The 24371-nt window shown below is 63.9% G+C and carries 22 protein-coding genes; 14 read left to right on the top strand and 8 right to left on the bottom strand.

The window, feature by feature from the left end; translation table 11 throughout:
- The first annotated feature begins 188 nt into the window (after positions 1-188).
- From SR858_RS10725 to SR858_RS10705, 5 genes are read left to right on the top strand one after another with little or no spacing between them, the layout of a single operon-like run.
- Complete coding sequence (locus SR858_RS10725; protein ID WP_019920780.1) at positions 189-1238, top strand: hypothetical protein; 1050 nt, start codon at positions 189-191, stop codon at positions 1236-1238.
- Position 1239: 1 nt separating this feature from the next.
- Complete coding sequence (gene recJ / locus SR858_RS10720) at positions 1240-2934, top strand: single-stranded-DNA-specific exonuclease RecJ (RefSeq protein WP_019920779.1); 1695 nt, start codon at positions 1240-1242, stop codon at positions 2932-2934.
- Positions 2935-2986: 52 nt separating this feature from the next.
- Positions 2987-3421 (top strand): antitoxin Xre/MbcA/ParS toxin-binding domain-containing protein, encoded by a 435-nt coding sequence (locus SR858_RS10715; protein ID WP_019920778.1) that lies wholly within the window; start codon positions 2987-2989, stop codon positions 3419-3421.
- Entirely contained in the window at positions 3421-4110 is a 690-nt protein-coding gene (locus SR858_RS10710) for an RES family NAD+ phosphorylase (RefSeq protein WP_019920777.1), read from the top strand. Before SR858_RS10715 ends, SR858_RS10710 begins: the two co-directional genes overlap by 1 nt.
- Before the next feature lies 1 nt (position 4111).
- Positions 4112-4441 (top strand): DUF2288 domain-containing protein, encoded by a 330-nt coding sequence (locus SR858_RS10705; protein WP_019920776.1) that lies wholly within the window; start codon positions 4112-4114, stop codon positions 4439-4441.
- A gap of 25 nt (positions 4442-4466) precedes the next feature.
- On the opposite strand, the gene SR858_RS10700 is transcribed toward SR858_RS10705, so the two are convergent.
- Positions 4467-6350: a carbohydrate-binding module family 20 domain-containing protein gene (locus SR858_RS10700; protein ID WP_322534551.1), complete on the bottom strand. Its 1884-nt coding sequence runs from the start codon at positions 6348-6350 to the stop codon at positions 4467-4469.
- A gap of 258 nt (positions 6351-6608) precedes the next feature.
- Here SR858_RS10700 and SR858_RS10695 point away from each other — a divergent pair, with 258 nt between their 5' ends.
- Both SR858_RS10695 and SR858_RS10690 read left to right on the top strand, forming a co-directional pair.
- Positions 6609-7538: a glycoside hydrolase family 43 protein gene (locus SR858_RS10695; protein ID WP_040377538.1), complete on the top strand. Its 930-nt coding sequence runs from the start codon at positions 6609-6611 to the stop codon at positions 7536-7538.
- Entirely contained in the window at positions 7538-8299 is a 762-nt protein-coding gene (locus SR858_RS10690) for a lipase secretion chaperone (RefSeq protein WP_084669847.1), read from the top strand. The genes SR858_RS10695 and SR858_RS10690 overlap by 1 nt, the downstream gene beginning before the upstream one ends.
- A gap of 58 nt (positions 8300-8357) precedes the next feature.
- On the opposite strand, the gene SR858_RS10685 is transcribed toward SR858_RS10690, so the two are convergent.
- From SR858_RS10685 to SR858_RS10675, 3 genes are all read right to left on the bottom strand, one after another.
- The gene (locus SR858_RS10685) at positions 8358-8798 is read right to left on the bottom strand and encodes an RcnB family protein (RefSeq protein WP_019920772.1); all 441 of its coding nucleotides are present in this window, start codon (positions 8796-8798) and stop codon (positions 8358-8360) included.
- A 109-nt stretch (positions 8799-8907) separates the two neighbouring features.
- Entirely contained in the window at positions 8908-9990 is a 1083-nt protein-coding gene (locus SR858_RS10680; RefSeq protein ID WP_019920771.1) for a DUF4272 domain-containing protein, read from the bottom strand.
- A gap of 26 nt (positions 9991-10016) precedes the next feature.
- Positions 10017-10856, bottom strand: a complete 840-nt coding sequence (locus SR858_RS10675; RefSeq protein WP_026637088.1) for an aldo/keto reductase — start codon at positions 10854-10856, stop codon at positions 10017-10019.
- A 130-nt stretch (positions 10857-10986) separates the two neighbouring features.
- Here SR858_RS10675 and SR858_RS10670 point away from each other — a divergent pair, with 130 nt between their 5' ends.
- The gene (locus SR858_RS10670) at positions 10987-11850 is read left to right on the top strand and encodes a transposase (protein WP_084669845.1); all 864 of its coding nucleotides are present in this window, start codon (positions 10987-10989) and stop codon (positions 11848-11850) included.
- Here the strand turns inward: SR858_RS10670 and SR858_RS10665 are convergent.
- The 4 genes from SR858_RS10665 to SR858_RS10650 form a co-directional block, all read right to left on the bottom strand.
- The gene (locus SR858_RS10665; protein WP_019920769.1) at positions 11782-12660 is read right to left on the bottom strand and encodes a response regulator; all 879 of its coding nucleotides are present in this window, start codon (positions 12658-12660) and stop codon (positions 11782-11784) included. The genes SR858_RS10670 and SR858_RS10665 overlap by 69 nt on opposite strands.
- On the bottom strand, positions 12657-14375 hold the full coding sequence (locus SR858_RS10660; protein ID WP_019920768.1) for a hybrid sensor histidine kinase/response regulator: 1719 nt from the start codon (positions 14373-14375) through the stop codon (positions 12657-12659). Before SR858_RS10660 ends, SR858_RS10665 begins: the two co-directional genes overlap by 4 nt.
- The gene (locus SR858_RS10655; RefSeq protein WP_019920767.1) at positions 14372-15100 is read right to left on the bottom strand and encodes a Crp/Fnr family transcriptional regulator; all 729 of its coding nucleotides are present in this window, start codon (positions 15098-15100) and stop codon (positions 14372-14374) included. Before SR858_RS10655 ends, SR858_RS10660 begins: the two co-directional genes overlap by 4 nt.
- Before the next feature lie 119 nt (positions 15101-15219).
- On the bottom strand, positions 15220-17250 hold the full coding sequence (locus SR858_RS10650) for a bifunctional 2',3'-cyclic-nucleotide 2'-phosphodiesterase/3'-nucleotidase (protein ID WP_019920766.1): 2031 nt from the start codon (positions 17248-17250) through the stop codon (positions 15220-15222).
- A 170-nt stretch (positions 17251-17420) separates the two neighbouring features.
- Between SR858_RS10650 and udk the strand changes: the two genes are divergently transcribed.
- The 6 genes from udk to SR858_RS10620 all read left to right on the top strand — a co-directional run bounded on the left by udk (position 17421) and on the right by SR858_RS10620 (position 24316).
- Positions 17421-18062: a uridine kinase gene (udk, locus tag SR858_RS10645; RefSeq protein ID WP_019920765.1), complete on the top strand. Its 642-nt coding sequence runs from the start codon at positions 17421-17423 to the stop codon at positions 18060-18062.
- A gap of 88 nt (positions 18063-18150) precedes the next feature.
- A protein-coding gene (gene prfB, locus SR858_RS10640; RefSeq protein WP_154819790.1) for a peptide chain release factor 2 occupies positions 18151-19255 on the top strand; the annotation gives its coding sequence in 2 pieces (ribosomal slippage) (positions 18151-18231 and positions 18233-19255; 1104 coding nt in all).
- Between the two features lie 3 nt (positions 19256-19258).
- Positions 19259-19954, top strand: coding sequence for an HAD family hydrolase (locus SR858_RS10635; RefSeq protein ID WP_019920763.1), 696 nt, complete (start codon positions 19259-19261; stop codon positions 19952-19954).
- Between the two features lie 29 nt (positions 19955-19983).
- Positions 19984-21513 carry a lysine--tRNA ligase gene (gene lysS / locus SR858_RS10630; RefSeq protein WP_019920762.1) on the top strand — a complete coding sequence of 510 codons (1530 nt, stop codon included), beginning with the start codon at positions 19984-19986 and terminating at the stop codon, positions 21511-21513.
- 182 nt (positions 21514-21695) lie between these two features.
- Entirely contained in the window at positions 21696-22493 is a 798-nt protein-coding gene (locus tag SR858_RS10625) for an SDR family oxidoreductase (RefSeq protein WP_026637086.1), read from the top strand.
- Positions 22493-24316, top strand: a complete 1824-nt coding sequence (locus SR858_RS10620) for a glycoside hydrolase family 15 protein (RefSeq protein ID WP_019920760.1) — start codon at positions 22493-22495, stop codon at positions 24314-24316. Before SR858_RS10625 ends, SR858_RS10620 begins: the two co-directional genes overlap by 1 nt.
- The last annotated feature ends 55 nt before the right edge of the window (positions 24317-24371 follow it).

The following is a 24371-nucleotide window of genomic DNA, read 5'->3' as shown; positions in this document are numbered from 1 at the left end:
CTTGCATTCATGTTTGTTGTCGAGATTATAGCGAAGATTTGATTTAGATAACTATAATTTTTTATTTGTAATTGTTTTGTGCGTGAAATAATACAGTTTTCTTCAGTGCAACTATTCAAGTTTGCGCGGTGTGCGGCGACTTTTTAAACAATCCCTCGTCGTGCGCCGCAATCGCCTACAATCTCGGGATGACCGATATCACCCTCGCCCTGCCCTTCGCCCTGCCTCCGGCGGAAATGGCGCCGCACCTGCTGCGCGCCCTGCAAGCCCCGGCCCTGGCCGCCCTGCTCGGCCGCCACAGCCAGCAACAGCTGCACAGTTTTACCCAGCACAGCCGGGTGTTGCCGCATGAAGCCTGGCTGGCGCGCACCCTCGACCTGGTGCCTTCGCCCATCACGTTCCAGACCGGCGCGCCGCTGGCCGGCGCCTGCATGCGCGGCTGCGGCCTGTCGGCGCAAGCGGCCGCAGGCCACTGGCTGATCCTGCAACCGGCGCACATACAAGTGTCGAGCACCCATCCGTCGCTGGCCGACCCGCGCGCACTGCAACTGGACGAAGCCGACGCCCGCGCCCTGTACGATGCCGCCCGCCCGTATTTCGAGGAACTGGGCAAGCCGCTGCTGTTTGCCGCGCCGGGCCTGTGGTTCGTGCGCGCCGACGACTGGGCCGAACTGGCCACCGCCTCGCCCGATTCGGTGGTAAACCAGAACCTCGGCGACTGGCTGCCCGAGGGCGACCGCGCGCGCGACTACCGGCGCCTGCAAAACGAAATCCAGATGTTGTGGCACCAGCACCCGGTCAACGCTGCGCGCGAAGCGCGCGGGCTGCCGTCGGTGAATTCTTACTGGTGCTGGGGTGGGTCTTCGAACGCTGCGCCAGCATCGGCGCCAACGCTGGCGGTCAGCGGCGGGCCGTCGTGGCTGCAAGCACTGGCGGCGCCCGAACTGCGCCAGGCCAGCGTGGACCAACTGCTCGCCCGCCCTGGCCACAGCGTGGCCGTGGTGGCCGACCTGATCGCGCCGGGCCAGGCCAGCGAGTGGGCCGAGTGGATCGCCGCCTTGCAGCATATCGACCAGCACTGGTGTGCGCCGCTGCTGGCCGCGCTGAAGGACGGCCGCGTGGGCCGCGTGCACCTGATGCTGAGCCACCGCGAAAGCTGGCTGGAAGTGATCAGCACGAAAATGGCCCAGCGCAAATTCTGGCGCCAGCCGAACCTGAACTTATTGAAGCAAGCCTGACATGACCCGCATCGCCATTCGCCCCATCCCGTTCCGTGAATCAGAAGTGCTGCGCCAGGAAGGCATCCACCCGGTGCTGGCGCGCCTGTACGCGGCGCGCGGCCTGACCGACGCCAGGGATCTGTCGAGCGAGCTGTCGGCCATGATCCCACCGTCGGGCCTGATGAATATCGGCGCTGCCGCCGTGTTCCTGGCCGATTCGATTGCCGCCAAAAAGCGCATGGTCATCGTGGCCGACTACGACTGCGACGGCGCCACTGCCTGCGCCGTGGCCCTGCGCGGCCTGCGCCAGATGGGCGCCGACATCGACTACATCGTGCCCAACCGCTTCGAGTACGGCTACGGCCTCACGCCCGAGATCGTGGCATTGACCGCGCGCGAAAAGCAGCCCGACATCATCATCACGGTCGATAACGGCATCGCCAGCATCGACGGCGTGGCCGAAGCCAACCGCCGTGGCATCGAAGTGGTGGTCACCGACCACCACCTGCCGGCCGACACCCTGCCCGCTGCGCGCGTGATCGTCAACCCGAACCAGCCCGAGTGCGGTTTCCCCAGTAAACACATCGCCGGCGTGGGCGTGGTGTTCTACGTGCTGCTGGCGTTGCGCGCGGAATTGCGCGAGCGCGGTGTGTTCGACACCAGGACCCAGCCGAAGCTGCAGGAACTGCTCGACCTGGTGGCGCTGGGCACGGTGGCCGACGTCGTGCGGCTCGACCCCAACAACCGCATCCTGGTCGCCCAGGGACTCAAACGCATGCGCGCGGGCCAGATGCACGCGGGCGTGGCCGCGCTGTTCCGCGTGGCCGGGCGCAACCCGCGCACGGCGTCGCCATTCGACCTCGGTTTTGCGCTGGGCCCGCGCCTGAACGCGGCCGGCCGCCTGGAAGACATGTCGCTCGGGATCGAATGCCTGGTCACCGACGACGAGGACCGCGCCTGGGTGCTGGCCCAGCAACTGAACGACATCAACCTGAAACGCCGCGAGATTGAAGCGGACATGCAGGACACGGCGCTGCTGCACCTGGACACCTTCGAGCCGGCCAACAGCAGCACCATCTGCGTGTTCGACGACAGCTGGCACCAGGGCGTGATCGGCATCGTCGCCTCGCGTTTAAAGGAAAAATTTTTCCGCCCGACGATTACCTTCGCGCCGGCCGGCGACGGCTGGATCAAGGGCTCCGGCCGGTCGATCCCCGGCTTCCACCTGCGCGACGCGCTCGACCTCGTGTATAAAAAGGCGCCCAGCCTGATCGACAAGTTCGGCGGCCACGCCATGGCCGCCGGCTTGACCCTGCGCGCCGACGCCTTCGAGGCGTTCTCGATCGCCTTCGAGGAAGTGGGCCGCGCCTGGCTCACCGAGCAGCAACTGGAACGCGTGATCGAAACCGACGGCCCGCTCGAAGATGCCTATTACACCACCTCGTTTATCGACCTGATGGCCGGCCAGGTGTGGGGCCAGGGCTTCGCGCCGCCGGTGTTCTGCGACGAATTCCGCGTGGTGAGCCAGCGCATCCTCAAGGAGCGCCATCTGAAACTGCTGCTGGAAAAGAACGGCGCCCGCTACGATGCGATCTGGTTCGGCCACATCGATTCTCTCGGCGACCGCGCCAGGGTGGCGTTCCGGCTCGATGCCAACGAGTTCAACGGCGTGACCAAGGTGCAGCTGCTGGTGGAGCACGCCGAAGCAGCGTGAGATTGCATTTCATCCGAAAACGGAGTATAAACAATCCATTACCGGAGGATTTATGCTCAATTATGCCTACCCCCGCAGCCGCTTCGAGCCCACCGTCCTAGTCGATCTGAACGCCAAGGCCGAGCGCGAGCGGTTGTCCACGTCCGCGCTCAAGGGCTTTTTCAAGCTGGCCGCCACCTGGAAGGTACGCGACGAGGATGCACGCCAGCTGCTCGGCGGCCTGTCCAACAGCGCCTGGTACGACTGGAAAAAGAAGCCGGAACGGGTATTGGAAGTCGATTGCATCACGCGCATCTCCTACCTGCTCGGCATCTACAAGGCGCTGCACATCCTGTACGGCGACAAGCTCGCCGACGAATGGGTCAACCTGCCCAATACCAACCAGATTTTCGAAGGCCGCACGCCGCTTGTCTACATGCTCGGTGGTGGCCTGCTGGCCATGCAAACCGTGCGCCAGCTGCTCGACGCCCGGCGCGGGGGCCTGTAGTGGTGGTCAGCCTGGTGCCACCACTGACCGCGCTGCGCCAGTTCGACACCTGCCGGCTGCTGCCGTCGCGTTTTGCCGATGTCGAGGACTCGGTGCTGGCGCCGCTGGCCGAGGACGACGCCCACCTGCGCGACCTGTTCGATCTCGATAACGCCACCAATGCCCGCCTGCGCACGCAGAACGGCGGCGCGTCCGGCATCAGCGTCGATGAACTGGTGTTCGGCGTGCCGAACTTCCGCATCATCAACGCCGCCTACACCTACGCCCATCCGCAAGGCAGCCGCTTCAACGACAGCCGCCGCGGCGCCTGGTATTGCGCGTTCGACGCCGACACCGCGCTGGCCGAAGTCATCTTCCACAAGACCGTGGAATACGCTGAAATCAACCGATTCGACGACAGCGTGCAATACCAGTGCATGCTGGCCGACTTCACCGCGGCATTCCACGACCTGCGCGGCCAGCCGCGCTACGCCGCCTGCCTGGCGCCGGACAGCTATGTCGACTCGCAAACGCTGGCCGAACGCCTGCTCGACGGCGGGTCGCTCGGTGTGCTGTACCCGAGCGTGCGGCGCCCGGGCGGCACCAACCTGGCATGTTTCCGCCCTGCGCTGGTGGGCAATGTGCGCAAAGGCGCGGTCTATCGGTTAACATGGCGCGGCAATCCGCAACCTACAGTAGAAGTTATTTGATATGCAAACCAAACCAGAAAAAGATACCGAATTGCGCGACAAGGTCAACCGCGAAACCGCGCGCCTGCCATGGACCGAACTGCTCAAGCACTTCGCCCAGGGCAACGTGGTGTGGGTGGCCGACTCGCTCGACCTGGTCGACGTCGCCGTGCGCATCTCGCACGACGACAAAGACAATATCGCCAGGTGGATGGAGGCCGGCCTGCTGGCCAAGGTCAGCGACCAGCAGGCGCAAGGCTGGCTGGAATCGAACGCCCAGCTGTGGGCGTCCGTGGTCAGCCCGTTCATCCTGGTACAGCAGCAAAAAGCCGTACCGGCGAACCTGCATTAAGAACCTGTCCCTGCCGGGACAGGTTCTAATTCCTGAAGCTGCCGCCGTCGAGCGTGAGCGAACCGCCGCATCCCGGCGTGGTTGCCTCGCGGTTGCCGCTGGCGGTTGCCTGGTTACTCTCCCACACGGCCGAAGCGCCAACCTTGACGAACTTGTACTGGATCGCCGTGGCCGGCGGCAGTTGCACCGTGCTCGACCACGGCACGTTGGCGCCGCTGCCTTCGATCGTCATCTGGGTGCCGGCGCCCGGCGTCCAGTTGCCCAGTGCGGCCTGGTTGCCCACCACGTTCAGGTTTTGTCCGAACGCGGTGTTGGCGTTGGCCACGCGGAACGTCACCGGTACCGAGGTGCAGGTGCCTCCCCCACCGCCACCGCCGCTGCCGGCGATTTTCTGGTTGACGTGCAGGGCCACCGCCGGCACGCTCGATCCGCCATTGCCCGGAATGCTCACGCTGATGACGCCATTGGCGGCCACGGTGACGCTGCCGCCCGTGCACGCGGAAGCCGTGCCGTTCAACTGGCCCTGCACCACGTTGCAGTAGGTGCCGGCTGGCAGCTGGGTTTGCAGTGAGACGTTCCACGGCGCGCTGTCGTTGTTGATCGCCACGTAGCCCTTGGCGCCGCGCGCAAACGCGACCTGGTTGGCGGTGCCAGTGGTGAAGTTATCGACGCCCTGCCCGCGCGTCACCGCGCGGAACGCCACCATGTTCGAGATATCGCTCCAGCGGTGAATGAAATCCCACTGCTGGTTGATGACGGGATTGCCGTTGGCATCGAACGGGCTGGCCGACGGCGGCGCCTGGTCGTAGCTGGTAAAACGGAACCCCGAATGCAGTTGCGCGGCGCCATACGGCCACGCCAGCATGAAGATATTGGCCAGGTCGTAGCGCTTGGTGCCCTGCGTGTCATTGATGCTGCCCGCAACATAGTTGCTGGCGACCAGCGAGCTGCCATTGCGCTCGGTATCCCAGTTGTTGACGAACACGGTCGCCTTGTCGCTCGGGATGAAACCCCAGCTGCCGCCCCAGTTGCCTGGCGAGCCCATGATGGTGCGCACCTGCGACAGGCTGGCGCCGTTCTCGTTGCGGAACATGGCCTTCAATGCGTACGAGTACTGGAATTCGTTGAGGGTGCCGGCCGCAAAATAGGTCGAACGCACCACGTTGCTGTCCGGGATCACCTCCTGCGTCACCCACAGCGGCTCGCCGGACGTGGTAGTTGACGTGACGCCGCTCATGATGGCCTGGATGTCGGCCGGCTGCATGTGCTTGGCCGCGTCGAAGCGCAAGCCGTCCACGCCCAGCGCCACCAGCTTGTTCAGGTAAGTTTTCACCTGGCCTTGCACGTAGCTGCCCTCGGTTTTCAGGTCGGGCAGGCCGCTCAGGCGGCATACCATCACGTTGTTGCGGTTGCCGGGGTAGCCGTAGTCGCCGCCGCCGATGTCGCACGCCGGGTGGAAATCGCTGGCACTGAAGAACGGGTACGTCAGCGACCTGGAATTCCAGGTCGAACCGTCGGTGGCGGTGCCGGCGCCGGCCGCCACGTGATTGACCACCACGTCCACGTAGATGCGTACCTTGGCCGCATGACAGGTGTTGACCATGGCCTTGAACTCGGCCTCGGTCCCCATATTGCTCTTGAGGGAATTGAAATTGACCGGCTGGTACACATCCCACCACGTGCCCAGGCTGGCCGCAGCGGTCGGCGGCGACACCTGCACGGCGCCGAAGCCCTGCGGGCCGAGGAAGCTCGTGCATTCTTTGGCGATGTCGTTCCACTTCCAGCGGAACATTTGCACCGACGTGTCGGCGGGGTTGAGGGCGGCGTGCGCGGGCGCCATGACAGCGCCGAGCAGGCCGGCGGCGCACAGCATGCGCGCGATGTTGCGTAGTCTCGTCTGGGTCATCATCGTGTCCTTGTCGTTATGTTTTTGGGAATCATGTCTCCCGCACAAAATGTAGCAGAACTACATTCAATTCGCACATCATGCAGAAAATATTTTCCTCTTTAACCACATTTTTTAGTAATCTGACTACATATATATTTGTAGCAGCGATACGCTTCACGATATCGCTGCACTCAAAAATTTGATTAGACGCGCAAGCGAACCGGGCACAGCATGAGGTACTGCCGCAGCAACGGCATCGATAAAAAAAACGGAGACCTCATGACAACCCTGAAGCACCTGAAACAATGGGCGGCCGCCGGCTGCCTGGCCATCGCCTCGGCCGGCGCGGCTGCCGCCACCTGGACCTTGACCGGTGATATCGTCACCCACGATCCGCACCTGTACAAGGCCGCCAGCACCTGGTGGATCGTGGAAACCAGCGACAACGGTGTCGGCGTCAAGTACTCGGCCAACGGCCGCGCGTGGACCCAGGGCGTGCCGATTTTCGGCAACGGCCTGTCGTGGTGGGGCCAGTACAACGGCAATAAAAAGCAGGTATGGGCGCCCGATCTGCACGAGTGGAATGGCAAAGCAATCCTGTACTACGCGGTGTCGACCTTCGGCAGCCAGAAGTCGGCCATCGGGCTGGCCACGGCATCGAGCATCGCCCAGGGTAACTGGGTGGACCAGGGCGTCGTCATCACCTCGGCTCCCGGCGACAACTTCAACGCCATCGATCCCAATTTCTTCGTCGACAAAGCCGGCCAGCCTTGGCTCAGCTATGGCTCGTTCTGGACCGGGATCTACATTACGCGGGTCGATGCCAACACCCTGAAACCTTTTGGTGCCAGGACCCGGCTGGCAACCGACTCGATCGGCATCGAAAACCCGTTCATCGTGGCCAATGGTTCGTATTACTATCTGTTCGTCTCCAAGGGTAAATGCTGCGACGGCGCCAACAGCACCTACCGTATCGCCTACGGCCGCTCGACCAGTGTCACGGGACCGTACCTCGACAAGAACGGCGTGGACATGCGCAATGGCGGCGGTACCGTGCTCGATGCGGGTGGCGGCCGCTTCATCGCGCCGGGCGCCGAGTCGATCAGCAATGGCGTGCTGGCGCGCCATGCGCTCGACAGCCAGAACAACTACACCCCGGTGCTGTTCATGAGCGACCTGTTCTTCACCAACGGCTGGCCGTCCTACTGATGCAGGCAGCGCCCATGGTAGCGGCAGCCACGCTGGTGCTCGCCGCCACGGTGCTGGCAGCGGCAATGGCGCCGGGCATGGTCGCACCGGGATTGCCATTGCCGGCAACGGCTGCACGGCCGGCCGACCACGCGATGGCAACCGGCGCAGCCGGCACGCCAGGCGGCCCGATGCCAGCGCCGCCCGGCGCGGCTGGCGATTCGCCGCCGGCAGACCAGTCTGCGAACACGGCCACTGCGCACGCGCGGGGTGCCCTGCTGCCTGCGGTTCCGCCCGACCTGGCGCTGACCGACGACCAGCGACTGGTTGCCGACCACGCGCTGCGAATGGTGATGGAGCGGTATTTGAACGACCGACGCAATCCGCAGCGCCTGCAACAACTCAATGACCACCTGCACCGCAGGCTGCCCGGTGGCGCCGCAGCCGAGGCGCAAGCGCTGGCCGCACGGTACGACCGCTATCTGGCCGCTCATGCCACGCTGTTGGCGGCACAAAATTTAGGCGACGATCCCGACCTGCACCGGCTGGCAAGTTGGCAGGCGCAGCGCCGGCAGCTGCGCGAGCGCTTGCTGGGTGCGGAGGTCGCGGATCAGTGGTTCGGCACGGAAGACGCCTACCTGGAACAGGCGCTGGCCGAAGCCCGCGAGCCAGCCGCTGGGCCGGCCCATGGGTCGGCCCGTGCGGCGACCGAAGAGGAGCGGCTGCACGCGCAGCACATGCGCGAAGTGATCGACGCGGCAATCGGCCGCGCGCCACGCTGAACTGCGGACGAAAAAAAGGCCGCATCGCTGCGGCCCGTCATTGCTACTACCGTCAAGATCAATTCGACAGGATCAGTGTCGCGATCACGCCGGTGGCGATCCCCACCAGCACGTAGTCGGCGCCGGTCTGCACCCAGTGGTAGCCGCGCGGTGGTGCGCTCAGGCGATGGGTGCGCCAGTTGTCCACCACGTACTGCTTGCTGCGGTACTGCGGCGGCAGGCGATGGCCCTTGTACAGGTCGTGGCGCGGACCGGCGCCACGATGGGCGCCGTTGTTCGCGCCACGATTGTCATGGCGATAATCGTAGCGGTCGTTGCGGCGATCGCCATCGAAGTCGCGACGGTCGTCGTGCTTGTCCTTGTACTTGTTGTTGCCCTTGTTGTCGTGCTTGTCGGGTTTACCGCGATGGTCGTCGTTGCCGCGACCTTGGGCGATGGCGCTGCCCATCGTGCCCACGAATGCTGCCAATACTGCGCCGAGGATAATTTTCTTGTTCATGTTCGCTCCTTCAGTTAAGCCCAAGGATTGCTCTGGGATCAGTGAAATATACTCTCGGTAAACATTTGATTCCGTTCGGTAGCGTACATACGGGTTTTACTTAGGCGGCTCAGGTCGGCGTATCGACCTCGTCCCATTCACGGTCCTCGAAGCGCACCAGCCAGTTCAGCGCGTGGTGGCGCTCCTGCAGGACGCTGTCGTTCAGGCCCGCAGGCACCGCAGTTTTCTTGAGCAGCGCCTGGCGCGAGGCCCAGTGCAGGCGGTAGTGCAGGTCCAGTGCGTCGAGTACCTCGGCAGCGCTGCGCACGACCGGCTGCTTGCGCAAGCCTTCGGTGCCGCGTTCGATGACGGTGCTGGAAATGGCCGCCACATCGCAGATCGCGTCGGGGAACGGCAGCGCTTCCTGCAAACCGAGCGCCCATTGCAGCACCAGGATCGCCTCATAGCGCCACAGGAACTGGGTGATTTCCTGCGCGGTGGGCGCATCCTTGGCCAGGAAGTCGCGTTCCAGTTCGGTGAGACCGGCAAACGCCGGCGGAAAGCGCTGCTGCAGGTCGGCCACCGCAATCGGGCGCTCGCCCGTCAACGACTCGGCGCGGATCGCCACGACGAACAGCGCCAGCATGCGCCGCAATACGTCTTCCGGCGTGCGCAGGCGTAGTTCGGGCTCGGAGACCACGGGCGGCAGGTCGGCCGGCACCGTCACTTGGCGCTGGGCCAGGAACGCATCGGTGCGGGCCTTGCGGTCCCACGCCGCGGGCGGGTATGGCAGCGCCGCTTGCGAATCACCATCGGCGGCAGCGGGTTTGAGCAGCGCGCGACCCTGCGGATCGAGCACGCTGCCGTCGGCCATGAACAGGATGGCGTTGGCGTCCTGGGCCCACGCCAGCATGGCCGGCATGTCGGCCGGCGCCAGCGCCAGGCTGGCATGCTGCTGCACGCGCTGGATGTGGCGGATCACGTGGTAGCGGGTGCGCGTCATCTTGCCCTGGCCGGCATCTGCGACATGGTGCATGAAACCGTTGAGGTGCCTGGCCAGCTCGGGATCGGCCAGGCCGCGCAGGCCGCCCGTCACGTGCGGGAAGTCGCGCGGCGGCAGGTGGGCCACGGTGGCGTAGGCGTTGACCAGGATTTCGTCGCCTTGCGGCGCCGGCGGCGTGGGGTTGAGCAGTTGCTTGAGTCGTTTGAACATAGTGGTGATCGGCAGTTATCGCATAGTTATCTCATGTCCAGCGCACGCGCGCGGCGCGGCGGCGGAAAGGCGCGGTCCAGCGCGGCCAGGTCGCCGCTGGTGAGCCGGATGTCGGCGGCGGCGCGGTTGGCGCGCAAGTGTACAGGATCGACCGCCTTGGGGATAGCGATCACGCCATCCTGGTGCAGCACCCAGGCCAGGGCGATCTGCGCGGGCGTGGCGTCATGCGCATCGGCCACCGTGCGCAGGGCCGGGTGGCCCAGCAAGGCGGCCTGTTCGCGCCCACTGCTCACGAGCGGCGAATATGCCATCACCGGCATGCCGCGCGCGCGGCACCACGGCAACAGGTCGAACTCGATGCCGCGTTTGAGCAGGTTGTACAGCACCTGGTCGGTGGCCGGGGCGCCATAGCCGACCGCGTCCTCCATGCTGGGCAGATCGAGATTGCTGACGCCATAGTCCCCGATCTTGCCGGCCTGCCTGAGCGCCTCGAAACCGTCGAAGGTTTCGGCCAGCGGGTGGTGGCCCTGCCAATGCAGCAGGTACAGGTCGATTGACTCGACGCGCAGGCGCCGCAGGCTGCGCTCGCACGCCTCGCGCACGCCGTCGAAACTGGCGTTGTGCGGATATACCTTGCTGACCAGGAAGGCCTCGGAGCGCCGCCCGGCCAGCGCGGCGCCGACCACTTCCTCGGCGCCGCCCTCGCCGTACATCTCGGCGGTATCGATCAGGGTCATGCCCAGGTCGAGGCCCAGCTGCAAGGCCCGCACCTCGGCGGCCTTGCGCGAAGCATCCTCGCCCATATTCCACGTTCCCTGCCCCAGCACCGGCACGCTGACGCCGGACGCAAATGTGACTGTTTTCATTGCCGTACTCCGGTGACCATCAAAGACCAGCTAGTGTACAGCTTCGGGGTCAGTGCCGACATTCGGACATTTTTGAACTTTTTTGATCTTGCACAGTCATGCGTCGTCACGGAAGGGTTAGCTTCGGATAATGAGCAGACCATTAAGAGTGCAGTACGCGGGAGCCCTCTACCACGTCACCTCTCGCGGAGATCGGCGGGCAGCGATCTATCGCGACGACGTGGACCGCAGGGTATGGCTTTCCATCCTGGAACAGGTTTGCCAGCGCTACAACTTCGTTGTGATGGGCTTTTGCCAGATGACCAACCACTACCACCTGGTCGTGGAAACTGTCGACGGCAACCTGGCGCAGGGTATGCGGGTATTAAACGGTAGCTATTCGCAGTATTTCAATCGCCGCCACGCACTGGTGGGCCATGTCTTTCAAGGCCGTTACAAGGCAATACTCGTGCAACGCGAATCATACCTGCTCGAACTCATCCGTTATGTGATCCTCAACCCGCTGCGCGCCGGGGCTGTGACATCAATTGACGCGTGGCCGTGGAGCAGCCACGGTTACCTCACCGGCAGCATGACAGTACCGACCTGGTTCGACGCCGAAGGCATTCTGGAGCACTTTGCCGTCGACCGTAACGAAGCTGCAACACTATATTGCCGCTTCGTGCTGGCAGGGATAGGAGTCGCCAGTCCGCTGGAGCAAACCAGGCATCAGCTATTGCTGGGAAATGACCATTTCATTGCCCAAGCCTGTGGCAATCGGGCGGTCAACAACATGGTGGCAATAACCAAGGCCCAACGACGCGCCACCCTGCTGTCTCTTCCCGAATATCGCGCCGCTTATCCGCGGCGCGACGAAGCAATGGCGCGGGCATATTTTTCAACTGCGTACACCATGCAGCAGATCGCGACATTCTTCGGCGTATCGTCAAAGACCGTCAGCCGGGCGATCAGAAGCATCGAAAACGCCGAGCTCGTGTCCAAATGTCGGCACTGACCCCGAAGTGAAGTGGGTGGCCATGGCGGTGACGTCGCGGCCCACGCCGCGGTAGCCGATGAAGCGGCTCGCTTCGTCGAAGACCGGTTCGCCGCTCACCTGCAGGTACTGGACGGCGCCGCTCTCGGCGGTGCGGCTGTAGATAAAGTCGAGGAACGGTCTGCGTTCGGCGATGTTCGCTTCCAGTTCCGCGCGTTCGGCCACGTCCCAGCCGCCGGTGGCGGCGCCGGACAGTCCCACCATGTCGGCGACCGGGCCGTGGCAGTTCACCAGCTGGCCATCGGCATCCTGTTCCCAGTACCAGTCGGTGGACAGTTCGGCAAAGCGCTGGAAGCGTGCTTCGCTTTCGCGCAGCTGCGCCGTGCGCTCGAGTACCGTGAATTCGAGCTGCTGGTTGTAGCGGCGCAGCTTGCGGTGCAGCAGGCGCACTTCGAGCATGTTCTGGATCCGCGTTTCCACTTCGAGCAGGTCGAACGGCTTGCCGATGAAGTCCTTGGCGCCTGCCTGCAGCGCGCGCAGCTTGTGGTTGGGCTGGGCCGTGACCACCAGCACCGGCACATAGCCATCGGGCTCGATGTCGTGCAGCGCTTTCAATACCGCAAAGCCGTCCATGCCCGGCATTTGCAGGTCGAGCAGGATCAGGTCGTAGTGGTTTTCAAGGTGCAGGCCGGCCACCTGGAACGGGTCCATGGTGCTGTGCACGTTGGTGTAGCCGGCGTTGGCCAGCATCTGCTCGAGCAGCATGACGTTGGCTTCCTGGTCGTCCACGATCAGGATCTGGGCGGCGCGGATGTCGGATGGGTCTATCATGATGCGGTTTCCTCGGTGGGGGTGTGCGGGCTGCCATGGACGGCGGCAAAGGCCAGCGCTTCGTCGAGTGCGCACATGAACTGGGTGACGTTGATCGGCTTGGTGAGGTACTGGAAAAAGCCCGCTTCCACGCCCTTTTCCACGTCGCGCGCCATGGCGTTGGCCGACAGCGCCAGCACCGGGATATGCGCGGTAGCGGCATCATCCTGCAAAATTTTCAAACACCCGAAGCCGCTGATGCCGGGCAGGTTGATGTCCATCAGGATCACGTCCGGTTGATAGGTGCGCGCCAGTTCGATGCCGGCATAGCCGTCGATGGCGGTCAGCAGTTTGAGGTCGCTGCGGCGCAGCACCAGCTGCTCCACCAGGCTCAGATTGGCCGGATTGTCTTCGATGTACAGCAGGGTTTTCAACGGCGCACCGGCGCCATCGGCCACCGCAGGCGGCAGGTCGGATGCGGCAATTTCCAGCACCGGCTCGACGCTGGCCGCGAGCTCGATCCAGAACGTGGTGCCCACGCCCACTTCGCTGAACACGCCGATCTCGCCGCCCATCAATTCGGTCAGCTGCTTGGTCACCACCAGGCCGATGCCGGTGCCCTCTTCCGCGCCTTCCTCCTGGCCGAGGCGGTTGAACGGCTGGAACAGCTGCTCGACCTGGTCTTCATCGAGGCCGGCGCCGGTGTCGGTCACGCTCACGCGCACGCGAGCGCCTTCGGCCTGGGCGCATTCGACGATTACCATGCCGCCGCGGCGGTTGTACTTGATGGCATTGGACAGCAGGTTGATCATCACCTGCTTGACCCGGGTGCGGTCGGCATGGACGTAAAACGGCTCGCTCATGGCGGCAAAAAACAGCCGGATGCCGCGTTTTTCCGCCTGCGGCGCGATCAGCGACTGGCAATCCTTGAGCACTTCGGCAAGGCCCATGGACTCCTGCGACATCGTCACCTTGCCAGATTCGATCATGGCAAGATCAAGAATCTCGTTGATTAGCTGGAGCAAATACCAGCCGCCCTTGAGGATCTGGTCGAGCGAACGCTGTTGCGACACGGTCGGCGGCGGCTTGTCCGACGCCAGCAACTGCGCGAAACCGAGCACCGCATTGAGCGGCGTGCGCAGCTCGTGGCTCATCGCCGACAGGAATTCGGACTTGGCCAGGTTGGCCTTCTCGGCCAGCGCCCGCGCCGCTTCCAGTTCCACGTTGGTGTCCTGCAGCGCCAGCTGCTGCTCGCGCAGGCGCTGGTCGAGCAGGGCCTGCTCACGCTCGGCCTGCTTGCGGGCCGTGTTGTCGGTGCCCATCAACAGGTAGCCGATGATGCTCTGGCCGGCGTCGCGCAGCGCGCTGACCGACATGCTCACCGGCAGGCGGCTGCCATCCTTGCGGATGAAGGTGGTGTCGTAGCTGTCCTCGATGCCGCGCGAGGCCTTGAACACCAGCGCCTCGAAGCCGGGCGCGATTTCCACGCCGGCTTCCAGGCTCAGGGCGGCAGCGCGTTCGACGTCCTCCAGCGGATCGGCCAGGCCGGCGGGCGTGACGTGGTTGAGCACCTCGGCCGCGCTGTAGCCCAGCATGCGCTCGGCGCCGACGTTGAAGATCTGGATCACGCCGTTGACATCGGTGGCGATGCTGCAAAAATTGGCGCTGTTATGGATGGCCGCTTGCAGTGCATCGGCCTCGAGCAGCAGTTTTGCCACGGGCAGGCCGGCGTTCATTTAACCTCCTGGCGCTGGCGCACGTCGGACATCAAGCGGGCAAATTCTTTCTTGACCACCTCGTAGCATTCGCACACATCGCCTTCGAGGCCGTGGCGGTCGAGCACCGAGATATGGCCGCGCCGGTTGCTGATGTAGCCCCTGGCCTGCAGGCGGCCGGCAGCCACGGTCACGCCTTCGCGGCGCACGCCCAGCATGTTGGCGATCAGTTCCTGGGTCATGGTGAGCTCACTGGTGGGTAATCGGTCGAGGGTCAGCAGCAGCCAGCGGCACAATTGCTGGTCTACCGTGTGGTGGCGGTTGCAGATGGCGGTCTGCGACATCTGCGTGAGCAGCGCCTGGGTGTAGCGCAGCAGCAGGCGCATCACCGGGCCGGCGCGGTTGAATTCCTCGAGCAGCAGGTGGGACTTGAGGCGATAGCCATGGCCGGCGGTCTGCACCACGGCGCGGCTCGGCGTGGTGTTGCCGCCCATGAACAGCGAAATACCCAGCATGCCCTCGTTGCCCACGCCGGCGATCTCCGACGAGCTGCCGTTTTCCAGCACGTAGTGCAGCGAGACGATCGACGACGTCGGAAAATAGACGTGGTTGATGGCGGCGCCGGACTCGTACAGCACATCGCCCAGGCGCATCATGATCGGATCGAGGTATGGCGACAGCCGGTCGAACTCGGCGTCGAGCAGCGCCGCCAACAGGTGGTTTTGATTGGGATTGTTAAGACGCATGAAGACGGTCCTGGGTTCCAGTCGTCAACTAGGCGGTCTACTGGGACGGTTAACGAGGACCGTTGCGCACAGTAACACACAATGCCGTGCGCCATGCGTCGCGCACGGTTATCAGGTAACTATTGCGCCAGGTCCACCGCATACAATGCAAACCCCTTGCCGCCGCCGTCGTCGGCCTGCAACTCGGTGACGCCCGTCAAACCCGCCTCGCCAGCCAGCCCGATCATGCCGGGCGCGGCATGGAACACCACGGGGCCGGCCACCTGCACGGGCGCGAAGCGCCAGCTGCGGGTGGCGCCGTTGGCGGCACGCGTGAGGTTCCGGGTCTTGCGGATATACGCAATCAGCACGTCGCGGCTGCTGTCGGGCGCGGCCACCACGGTCTGGCTGCCGTCCAGGCCCGGGAAATTGCCGCCGCCGCTGGCGCGGTAGTTGTTGGTGGCGACCAGGAATTGCTGGCCCGGCGTGACCGGCGCGCCCTGCCAGCTCAAGGCCACGATGCGCTGGCCGACCGGCCGCGTCACGTCGATCTGGTAGCTGATGTCGGCCGTGGTGGGCATGTCGAAGTTATAACCGGCCGCACCGGTATTGATCAATTCCTGCGGCGCGGTGGCCGCCGGATCGATGCGGTTGAAACGCTCGGCCGACTTTTCCAGCCACGCCTTGAGCCCCGCGCCATCGACCTTGACCGCGTGCAGCTCGTTCGGATACAGGTACAAGTCGGCGGCGTTGTTGAGCGCCAGCGCGCCCGGCTTGACATCGGTGTAGTCGCCCACGCCGGCAGCGCCGGTCTTGAACGGCGACGCCATCGACAGCACCGGCAGCGCGGCATACTGTGGCAAATTGGCCTGCACGTAGTTGCGCACGTAATCGGTCTGGGCCTGGTTCACCAGTTGCACCGCGCTGACATCCCCCACATCGGCAAAGTACGACGACATGCGGAAGTCGCTGTTGCCCACCGGGGTTTGCACGTAACGGATGGTGGCCTCGTGTTCGGCCGCCACCAGTTGCGCCACGGCCGGATCGGCCGCCACGTAAGTACCGTCGGCGTTGCGGATGCTGCGTGCTTCCACCGTGGTGCGGGTTTTGTCGATATTCCAGCGCTGGCCGTCGTAGGTCATGTGCAGCGCGATCACGCCCAGGTGCTTGCCCCACAGGCTGGCCATCACGGTCGGCACGCCGTGCACGGTGCCCCTGGCCTTGTCCACGCCCGGCAGGTTGAATTGCGCGACCGTGCTGGTCGCCAGCGGGAACGGCAGGTGCGAGTGGCCGATCAGCAGGGCGTCCACGCCCGGCACCTGCGCCAGGTAGTAATTGGCGTTTTCCATGGCCGGCGTGTACGGCGCGCCATCGATGCCGCCGTGCGAGAGCGCCACGATCAGGTCGGCGCCTTGCGCGCGCATGATCGGAATGAATTTTTGCGCAGTCTCGCGCACGCCTTCGGCGGTCACCTTGCCATCGAGCCAGCGCTTGTCCCATGCCAGGATCTCGGGTGGAGCGAAGCCGATGATGCCCACCTTGATGGTGGCGGTGACCGGCTTGCCATCGGGGCCGGTGGCGGAAATTTGCCGGGTGAGGATGCTGTACGGCGCAAACAGCGGCTTGCCCGACCGGGTGCTGACCACGTTGGCCAGCACGATCGGGAATGTGGGACCCGCGCAGCGCGGCGCATCGGCCGGCACCCCGTCCACATCGAAAGCGCTGCCGGTGACCTGGTTCAGGTACGGCAGGCCGTAGTTGAATTCATGGTTGCCGATGCCGGCGCCATCAACGCCCAGCAAGTCCATCGCTTTGTAGATGGCCGGCAGCTGGCCGCACTGCACCGGCGCCACCTTGGCTTGATAATCCGACAAGGCCGTGCCTTGCAGGGCGTCGCCGTTATCGAGCAGCAGGCTGTTCGGGTACTGGGCGCGCGCCTGGCGGATCAAGGTAGCGGTGCGTTCCAGCCCGAGCGCCGGCTCGGGTTTGAGCTTGTAGTAGTCGTAGCTGAGGACATTGGCATGCAGGTCGGTGGTCTCCAGCAGGGCCATGGTCGCTTGGGAGCCGGCCGGCGTGGCAGCCGGAGTGGCAGCGACGGCCAGGTTGCCTGCCCCGGCCAGCAGGATGGTGGATAACAGTCGGAGACGGGGGAAAGGCGGCAGCAGCGGCATAAGTCATCAGATCAGGGAGGATCGCAGCATAATACGCAGCGATCGGGCGCGAATCAAGGCATATACAATTGAATGCAAGGTTGATTTTTAAGCCATCCTGCGCATTTTTGCATGAATCTGCCGCCATTGGTCTCTGTCGGTAAAGGCGCGGTTCCGGTATCATGCGGGGTATGAACAATATCCCATTCCAACCGTTTATTATTGGTGTCGCAGGCGGTAGCGGCAGTGGCAAGTCCACGGTGTCCCAGCAGGTCCTCTCCGCCTTCGGTTCCGACATGGTCTCGGTGGTGATGCAGGACGATTACTACTGCGACCAGTCGCACCTGGCGCCCGAACTGCGCCCCGACCAGAATTACGACCACCCCAACGCTTTCGAGTGGCCGCTGCTGGTGCAGCACGTCCAGGCCCTGCGCCGCGGCGAGTCGATCGAGATGCCCGAGTACGACTTCACCCTGCACAACCGCTCCACCCGCACCATCCCCGTCAAGCCGGCGCCGGTGATCGTGATCGAAGGCCTGTTCGCCCTGTACGACGCCGACCTGCGCGACATGATGTCGCTGAAGATCTACGTCGATACCGCGTCCGACGTGCGCTTCATCCGCCGCATGCAGCGCGACATCACGGAGCGGGGCCGCTCGGTCGAGAGCGTGGTGGGCCAGTACATGGACACCGTGCGGCCGATGCACAAGCAGTTCATCGAACCGACCAAGCGCAACGCCGACGTGATTTTCCCGCACGGCGCCAACGGCCCGGCGATCGATGTAATTACCGCCAAGGTGGCAAGCGTGATCAAGCAGTTGAAGCGCGGCTGATCCGGCCGATTGGCGCGAGGGGGAAGATTGTTGGGCTTTCATAGCGTATAATCTAGGGTTTGATTTCGCCCTTAGAAAAGAAGAAAACATGGAAGCCGAACGCATCAACTCCCTCTCCGCCCTGCTCACCGACCTGACGTCGCGTGAAGCCGAACTTCGGAGGTATCTTTGACTTCGATAAAAAGTCAGAGAAGCTCGAGCAGGTAAACGAAGAAATGGAAGACCCGACGATCTGGAACGACCCTAAAAAGGCGCAGGATCTCGGCAAGGAAAAAAAATCGCTGGAAGCCATCGTGTTCGCGCTGACCAAGGCCGACACCGACCTCAAGGACATGGCCGACCTGTTCGCCATGGCCAAGGAAGAAGGCGACGACGACACGCTGGAAGCGCTGATTGTCGATGCCGAATCCGTGCGCGTGGTCATCGAGGGCATGGAATTCCGCCGGATGTTCAACAATCCGATGGACCCGAACAACTGCTTCATCGACATCCAGGCCGGCGCCGGCGGTACCGAAGCCCAGGACTGGGCCTCGATGCTGCTGCGCCAGTACGTGCGCTATTGCGACCGCAAAGGCTTCAAGGTTGAAGTCATGGAGCAGTCCGACGGCGAGGTGGCCGGCATCAAGACCGCCACCATCAAGGTCGAGGGCGAATACGCCTATGGCTTCCTGCGCACCGAAACCGGCGTGCACCGCCTGGTGCGCAAGTCGCCGTTCGACTCGGCCAACGGCCGCCACACGTCGTTCACGTCGCTGTTCGTGTACCCGGAAGTCGATGACTCGATCGATATCGAGATCAACCCGGCCGACCTGCGCATCGATACCTATCGTGCGTCCGGCGCCGGTGGTCAGCACATCAATAAAACCGATTCGGCGGTTCGTCTTACCCACGCGCCATCGGGCATCGTGGTGCAGTGCCAGAACGACCGTTCGCAGCACCGCAACAAGGCCGAAGCGATGGAAATGCTCAAGGCCAAGCTGTACGAAATGGAACTGCGCAAGCGCATGAGCGAGCAGCAGAAACTGGAAGACTCCAAGACCGACGTGGGCTGGGGCCATCAAATCCGTTCGTATGTGCTCGACCAGTCGCGCATCAAGGATTTGCGCACCAACTTCGAAACCGGTAACACTAAGGCAGTGCTGGACGGTGAAATCGACGACTTCATCTCGGCTTCGCTCAAACAAGGCGTGTAAACAATGACGACATCACAGCGCGCCTTCATCTTCGACATGGACGGCACCATCGTGGACAACATGGCCTACCACACCGAATCGTGGCTGGCGTTCTTCGGCAAGCGTGGCCACACGCTCGACCCGGACGCGTTTTTCCGCGACACAGCCGGTCGCCAGGGCCATGAAATCATGCGCACCTACCTGGGCAGCCATCTCACCAACGAAGAAACCGCTGCGCTCGACGTGGAAAAAGAGTCGCTGTACCGCGAACTGTATGCGCCGCACCTGGCCGTCACCGGCGGCTTCGAGCAGTTCATCGCCCGCGCCAAGGCCGCTGGCGTGAAGCTGGCCGTGGCCACGGCCGCGCCGCCGGCCAATATCGACTTCACGCTCGACGGCCTGGATCTGCGCAAGCAGTTCGACGCCATCGCCGGCGCCGCCGATGTGGCGCGCGGCAAACCGAACCCGGACGTGTTCCTGCTGGCCGCCGAACGTGCCGGCAGCCTGCCCGCCGACAGCATCGTGTTCGAGGACGCGCCGCTGGGCGTGGAAGCGGCGCGCCGCGCCGGCATGCGCGCGGTGGTGCTCACCACCACCCTGCCGGCCGCAGCGTTCGCCCAGTTCGACAACGTGATCGCGATTGCCCGCGACTTCAGCGAGCTCGATGTGGACGCGCTGTTTGCGACCGAGCCCTATACGCTGGCCGACGCCACCAATTAATAATCTTCACCCCACCAAAGAAACAGACCATGACTACGGATCTTCAAGACCAAGCAGCAGCGCCCGACGAAAACAAGATCATCGCCGAGCGCCGCGCCAAGCTGGCCGCCCTGCGCCAGCAAGGCGTCGCCTTTCCCAACGACTTCAAACCGCAACACAAGGCTGCCGACCTGCACGCCGAATTCGGTGCGAAGACCCGCGAGGAACTCGAAGCCAATCCCGTCACCGTGGTGCTGGCCGGCCGCATGATGCTCAAGCGCGAAGCCGGCAAGAAGGCCGCTTTCGCCACCCTGCAGGACTCGTCAGGTAAAAACGCCGACGGCCGCATCCAGATCTACGCCACGCTCGACCTGACCGGCGAAGCCGCCATGGCCGCGCTGCACCACTACGACCTGGGCGACATCCTGGGGGTGACCGGCACCCTGTTCAAGACCAAGACCGACGAGCTGACCATCAAGGTCAGCGAACTGCGCCTGATCACCAAGTCGCTGCGTCCGCTGCCTGACAAATTCCACGGCCTGGCCGACCAGGAAACCAAGTATCGCCAGCGCTACGTGGACCTGATCATGAACGAAGAGACGCGCCGCACCTTCAAGGCGCGTACCGCCGCCATCTCGTCGATGCGCCGCTTCATGGAAAAGAACGAATTCATGGAAGTGGAAACGCCGATGCTGCACACCATTCCAGGTGGCGCGTCCGCAAAACCATTCACCACCCACCACAACGCGCTCGACATGCAGATGTTTCTGCGTATCGCGCCCGAGCTGTACCTGAAACGCCTGGTGGTGGGCGGCTTCGACCGCGTGTTCGAGATCAACCGCAACTTCCGCAATGAAGGCGTGTCGATCCGTCACAATCCTGAATTCACCATGATGGAATTCTACGCGGCCTACACCGACTACCAGTGGCTGATGGACTTCACCGAAGCGATCATCCGCCAGGCCGCCATCGACGCCCACGGCACCGCCACGCTCACCTACGGCGGCCGCGAACTCGACCTGGCCAAGCCGTTCCACCGCCTGACCATCGTCGAAGCGATCAACAAGTACGCACCGGGCTACACCGCCGAGCAGTTGAACGACGCGCAATTCATCAAGACCGAGCTGCTGAAGTTCGGCGTGAAGCCGTTCGCCACCGCCGGCCTGGGCGCGCTGCAACTGGCGCTGTTCGAAGAAACCGCCGAAGCGCAGCTGTGGGAACCGACGTACATCATCGATTACCCGGTCGAAGTGTCGCCGCTGGCCCGCGCGTCGGACACCCGCGAAGGCATTACCGAACGCTTCGAGCTGTTCATGGTCGGCCGCGAAATCGCCAACGGCTTCTCGGAGCTCAATGACGCCGAAGACCAGTCGGCGCGCTTCCTGGCGCAGGTAGCCGCCAAGGATGCCGGCGATGAAGAGGCGATGTACTACGACGCCGACTACATCCGCGCATTGGAATACGGCATGCCGCCAGCCGGCGGTTGCGGCATCGGTATCGACCGCCTGATGATGATCATTACCGACTCGCCGAACATCCGCGACGTGCTGCTGTTCCCGCACCTGCGCCGCGAAGAGTAAGCGCAAAGAGTAACCGTCGGTAGCACTTTGCTCGAAACCGCTCCCCGGAGCGGTTTTTTTACGCCTGCATTTTTGCCGCTTTGTGTGCGCTGGAGCTGCTTCGCCCCTGCAAGCGCCCTACCCGCCAACAGCGCACTGTCTACAATGAAACGGTCACCGTTCATTGACCCAGGAGCATGCACATGCACATTACGCTACACGATCAAACCGCCATCGTCACCGGCGCCAACTCCGGCCTGGGGCGCGGCATCGCGCTCGCCTTTGCCAGGGCAGGCGCCAACGTGGTCGTCAACTTCCACTCGCACCAGGACCAGGCCGACGAGGTGGTGGCAGCGATTACCGCCGAAGGCGGCAAGGCGTTCGCCTTTCAGGCCGACGTCGGTGAAGAAGACGATGTGCAGGCGCTGTTTGCCGCCGCCATCGAACACTTCGGCGCGATCGACATCGTGGTGGCCAACTCGGGCCGCCAGGACGACGCACCGAGCGCCGACATGACGCTCAAGCAATGGGAAGGCGTATTGAAAACCAACCTGACCGGCCAGTTCCTGTGCATGCGCGAAGCGGTGCGCACGTTCCGCCGGCAGGGCCAGCGCAAGGCCTCGCGCGCATTGGGCAAGATCATCTGTATGAGTTCCGTCCACCAGCGCATACCGTGGGCCGGCCATGTCAACTACGCCGCATCCAAGGGCGGCGTCCACCTGTTGATGGAAACCATGGCGCAGGAAATGGCGCCCGAACGCATCCGCATCAACGCCATTGCCCCCGGCGCCATCAAGACCCCGATCAACGCCGAAGTGACCGCCGACGGCGGCACCGACGACCTGCTCAAGCTGATCCCGTACGGCCGCGTGGGCCAGCCCGACGACGTCGCCAACGCCGCACTGTTTTTAGCTTCCGACCTGGCCGACTACGTGGTGGGCAGCACGCTGTTCGTTGACGGCGGCATGGCGCTGTACCCGGGCTTCGAGGACAACGGCTAATGGCTGCCGGCAGACCGCACAAGAAACGCAAGGAACGCGATATCGCCGATCACGGCGTGATCGGCAACCTGGCGACCATCGCCCTGGTAGCTTGCGACGGCGCCATCGACTACCTGTGCTGGCCTAACCTGGACAGCCCCAGCATCTTTGCCGGCATTCTCGACGCCGACAACGGCGGCGTATTCGAACTGGCGCCCGATATCGACGCGCCCCGCGTGGTGCAGATGTACATTCCCGACACCAATGTGCTGCTCACGCGCTGGATGGGCAGCGACGCTTCCGCCGAACTGACCGACCTGATGATCGACACGTCGGAAACGGACGAAGCGCCTACCCGGCTGGTGCGCCGCATGGTCGTCACACGCGGCACGGTAACCATCCACGTGCGCTGCGCGCCGCGCCACGATTATGCGCGGGCTGTGCCATCCGTGAAAATCAAGGGTGGCGCAGCCCTGTTCACGGCCAAGGACTGCCCGCCACTGCGCCTGTCCGGCGCCAATTTTACGAAAGACGACGGCGAAGTCCACGCCAGCATCAAGCTTAAGGCGGGCCAGTGCCTGACCCTGATGCTCGATGAACCGGGCAAGCCGCTAATCGACGCTGACGAGATCGGCCAGCTGATCGAGGCGACCATCAACCGCTGGCGCGCCTGGTCAGCACGCTCGACTTACAAGGGCCGCTGGCGCGATGCCGTTGGACGCTCGGCGCTGGTACTGAAACTGCTGACGTCACGCCGGCACGGATCGATCGCGGCGGCCGGCACGTTTTCGCTGCCGGAAGCGGCCGGCGGCGTGCGCAACTGGGACTACCGCGCCGCGTGGATCCGCGATTCGTCGTTCTCGATCTATGCGCTGATGCGCCTCGGCTACCACACGGAAGCCAAGGATTTCTACCGCTGGCTCGGCGACCGCGCCATGCACTCGTCCAAGGGCGGCGAACTGAAAGTGATGTATGCGCTCGATGGCGGCAAGGTGCCGGCCGAGACGTCGCTCGACCACCTGGCCGGCTACGGTGGCGCTGCGCCGGTGCGCATTGGCAACGACGCCGTTGGCCAGCTGCAGCTCGACATCTACGGCGAGTTGATGGACTCGATTTACCTCAGTAACAAGTACGGCGAGGCGATCTCGCACGACCGCTGGCTCGGCGTATGCCGCGTGATCGACTACGTGGCGCGCCACTGGAAAGAACCGGACGCCGGCATCTGGGAAATCCGTGGCCCGGCGCGCCATCACCTGCATTCGCGCCTGATGTGCTGGGTGGCGATGGACCGCGCGATCCGGCTGGCCAGCAAGCGCTCGCTGGCGGCGCCTTTCACCCGCTGGATCAAGGTGCGCAACGCCATCCACGACGACATCTGGAAGAATTTCTGGGATGAAGAACTGGGGCACTTCGTGGAGGAGCGCGGCCGCAAGGACCTCGATGCGTCGATGCTGTTGATGCCGCTGGTGCGCTTCGTCGGCGCCACCGACCCGCGCTGGCTGGCCACGCTCGACGCCATCGGCAAGCACCTCACCGACGACGGCATGGTCTATCGATACAAGCGCGACGATGGCCTGCCGGGGCAGGAAGGCGCTTTCTCGGCCTGTTCGTTCTGGTACGTGGAATGCCTGGCGCGCGCCGGCCGCATGGACGAGGCGCGGCACATCTTCGAAAAGCTGCTGCGCTACGCCAACCACGTGCAGCTGTACGCCGAGGAGTTCGACGAACGCGCGCACCTGGTGGGGAACTTCCCGCAGGGGTTCACCCACCTGGCGCTGGTCAGCGCCGCCTTCTACATCGACCGCGAGATGGAAGGACGCGGACCACGCGACTGGCCCGCATAATAGAGGGTGCCTGACAAAATCTCCATGGCAAGGCGCAGCGACGAAGACAGTACGC

It is taken from the genome of Duganella zoogloeoides, from assembly GCF_034479515.1.
Taxonomy (GTDB): Bacteria; Pseudomonadota; Gammaproteobacteria; order Burkholderiales; family Burkholderiaceae_D; genus Rugamonas; species Rugamonas zoogloeoides.
This window is presented reverse-complemented; position numbering and strand designations above follow the sequence as displayed.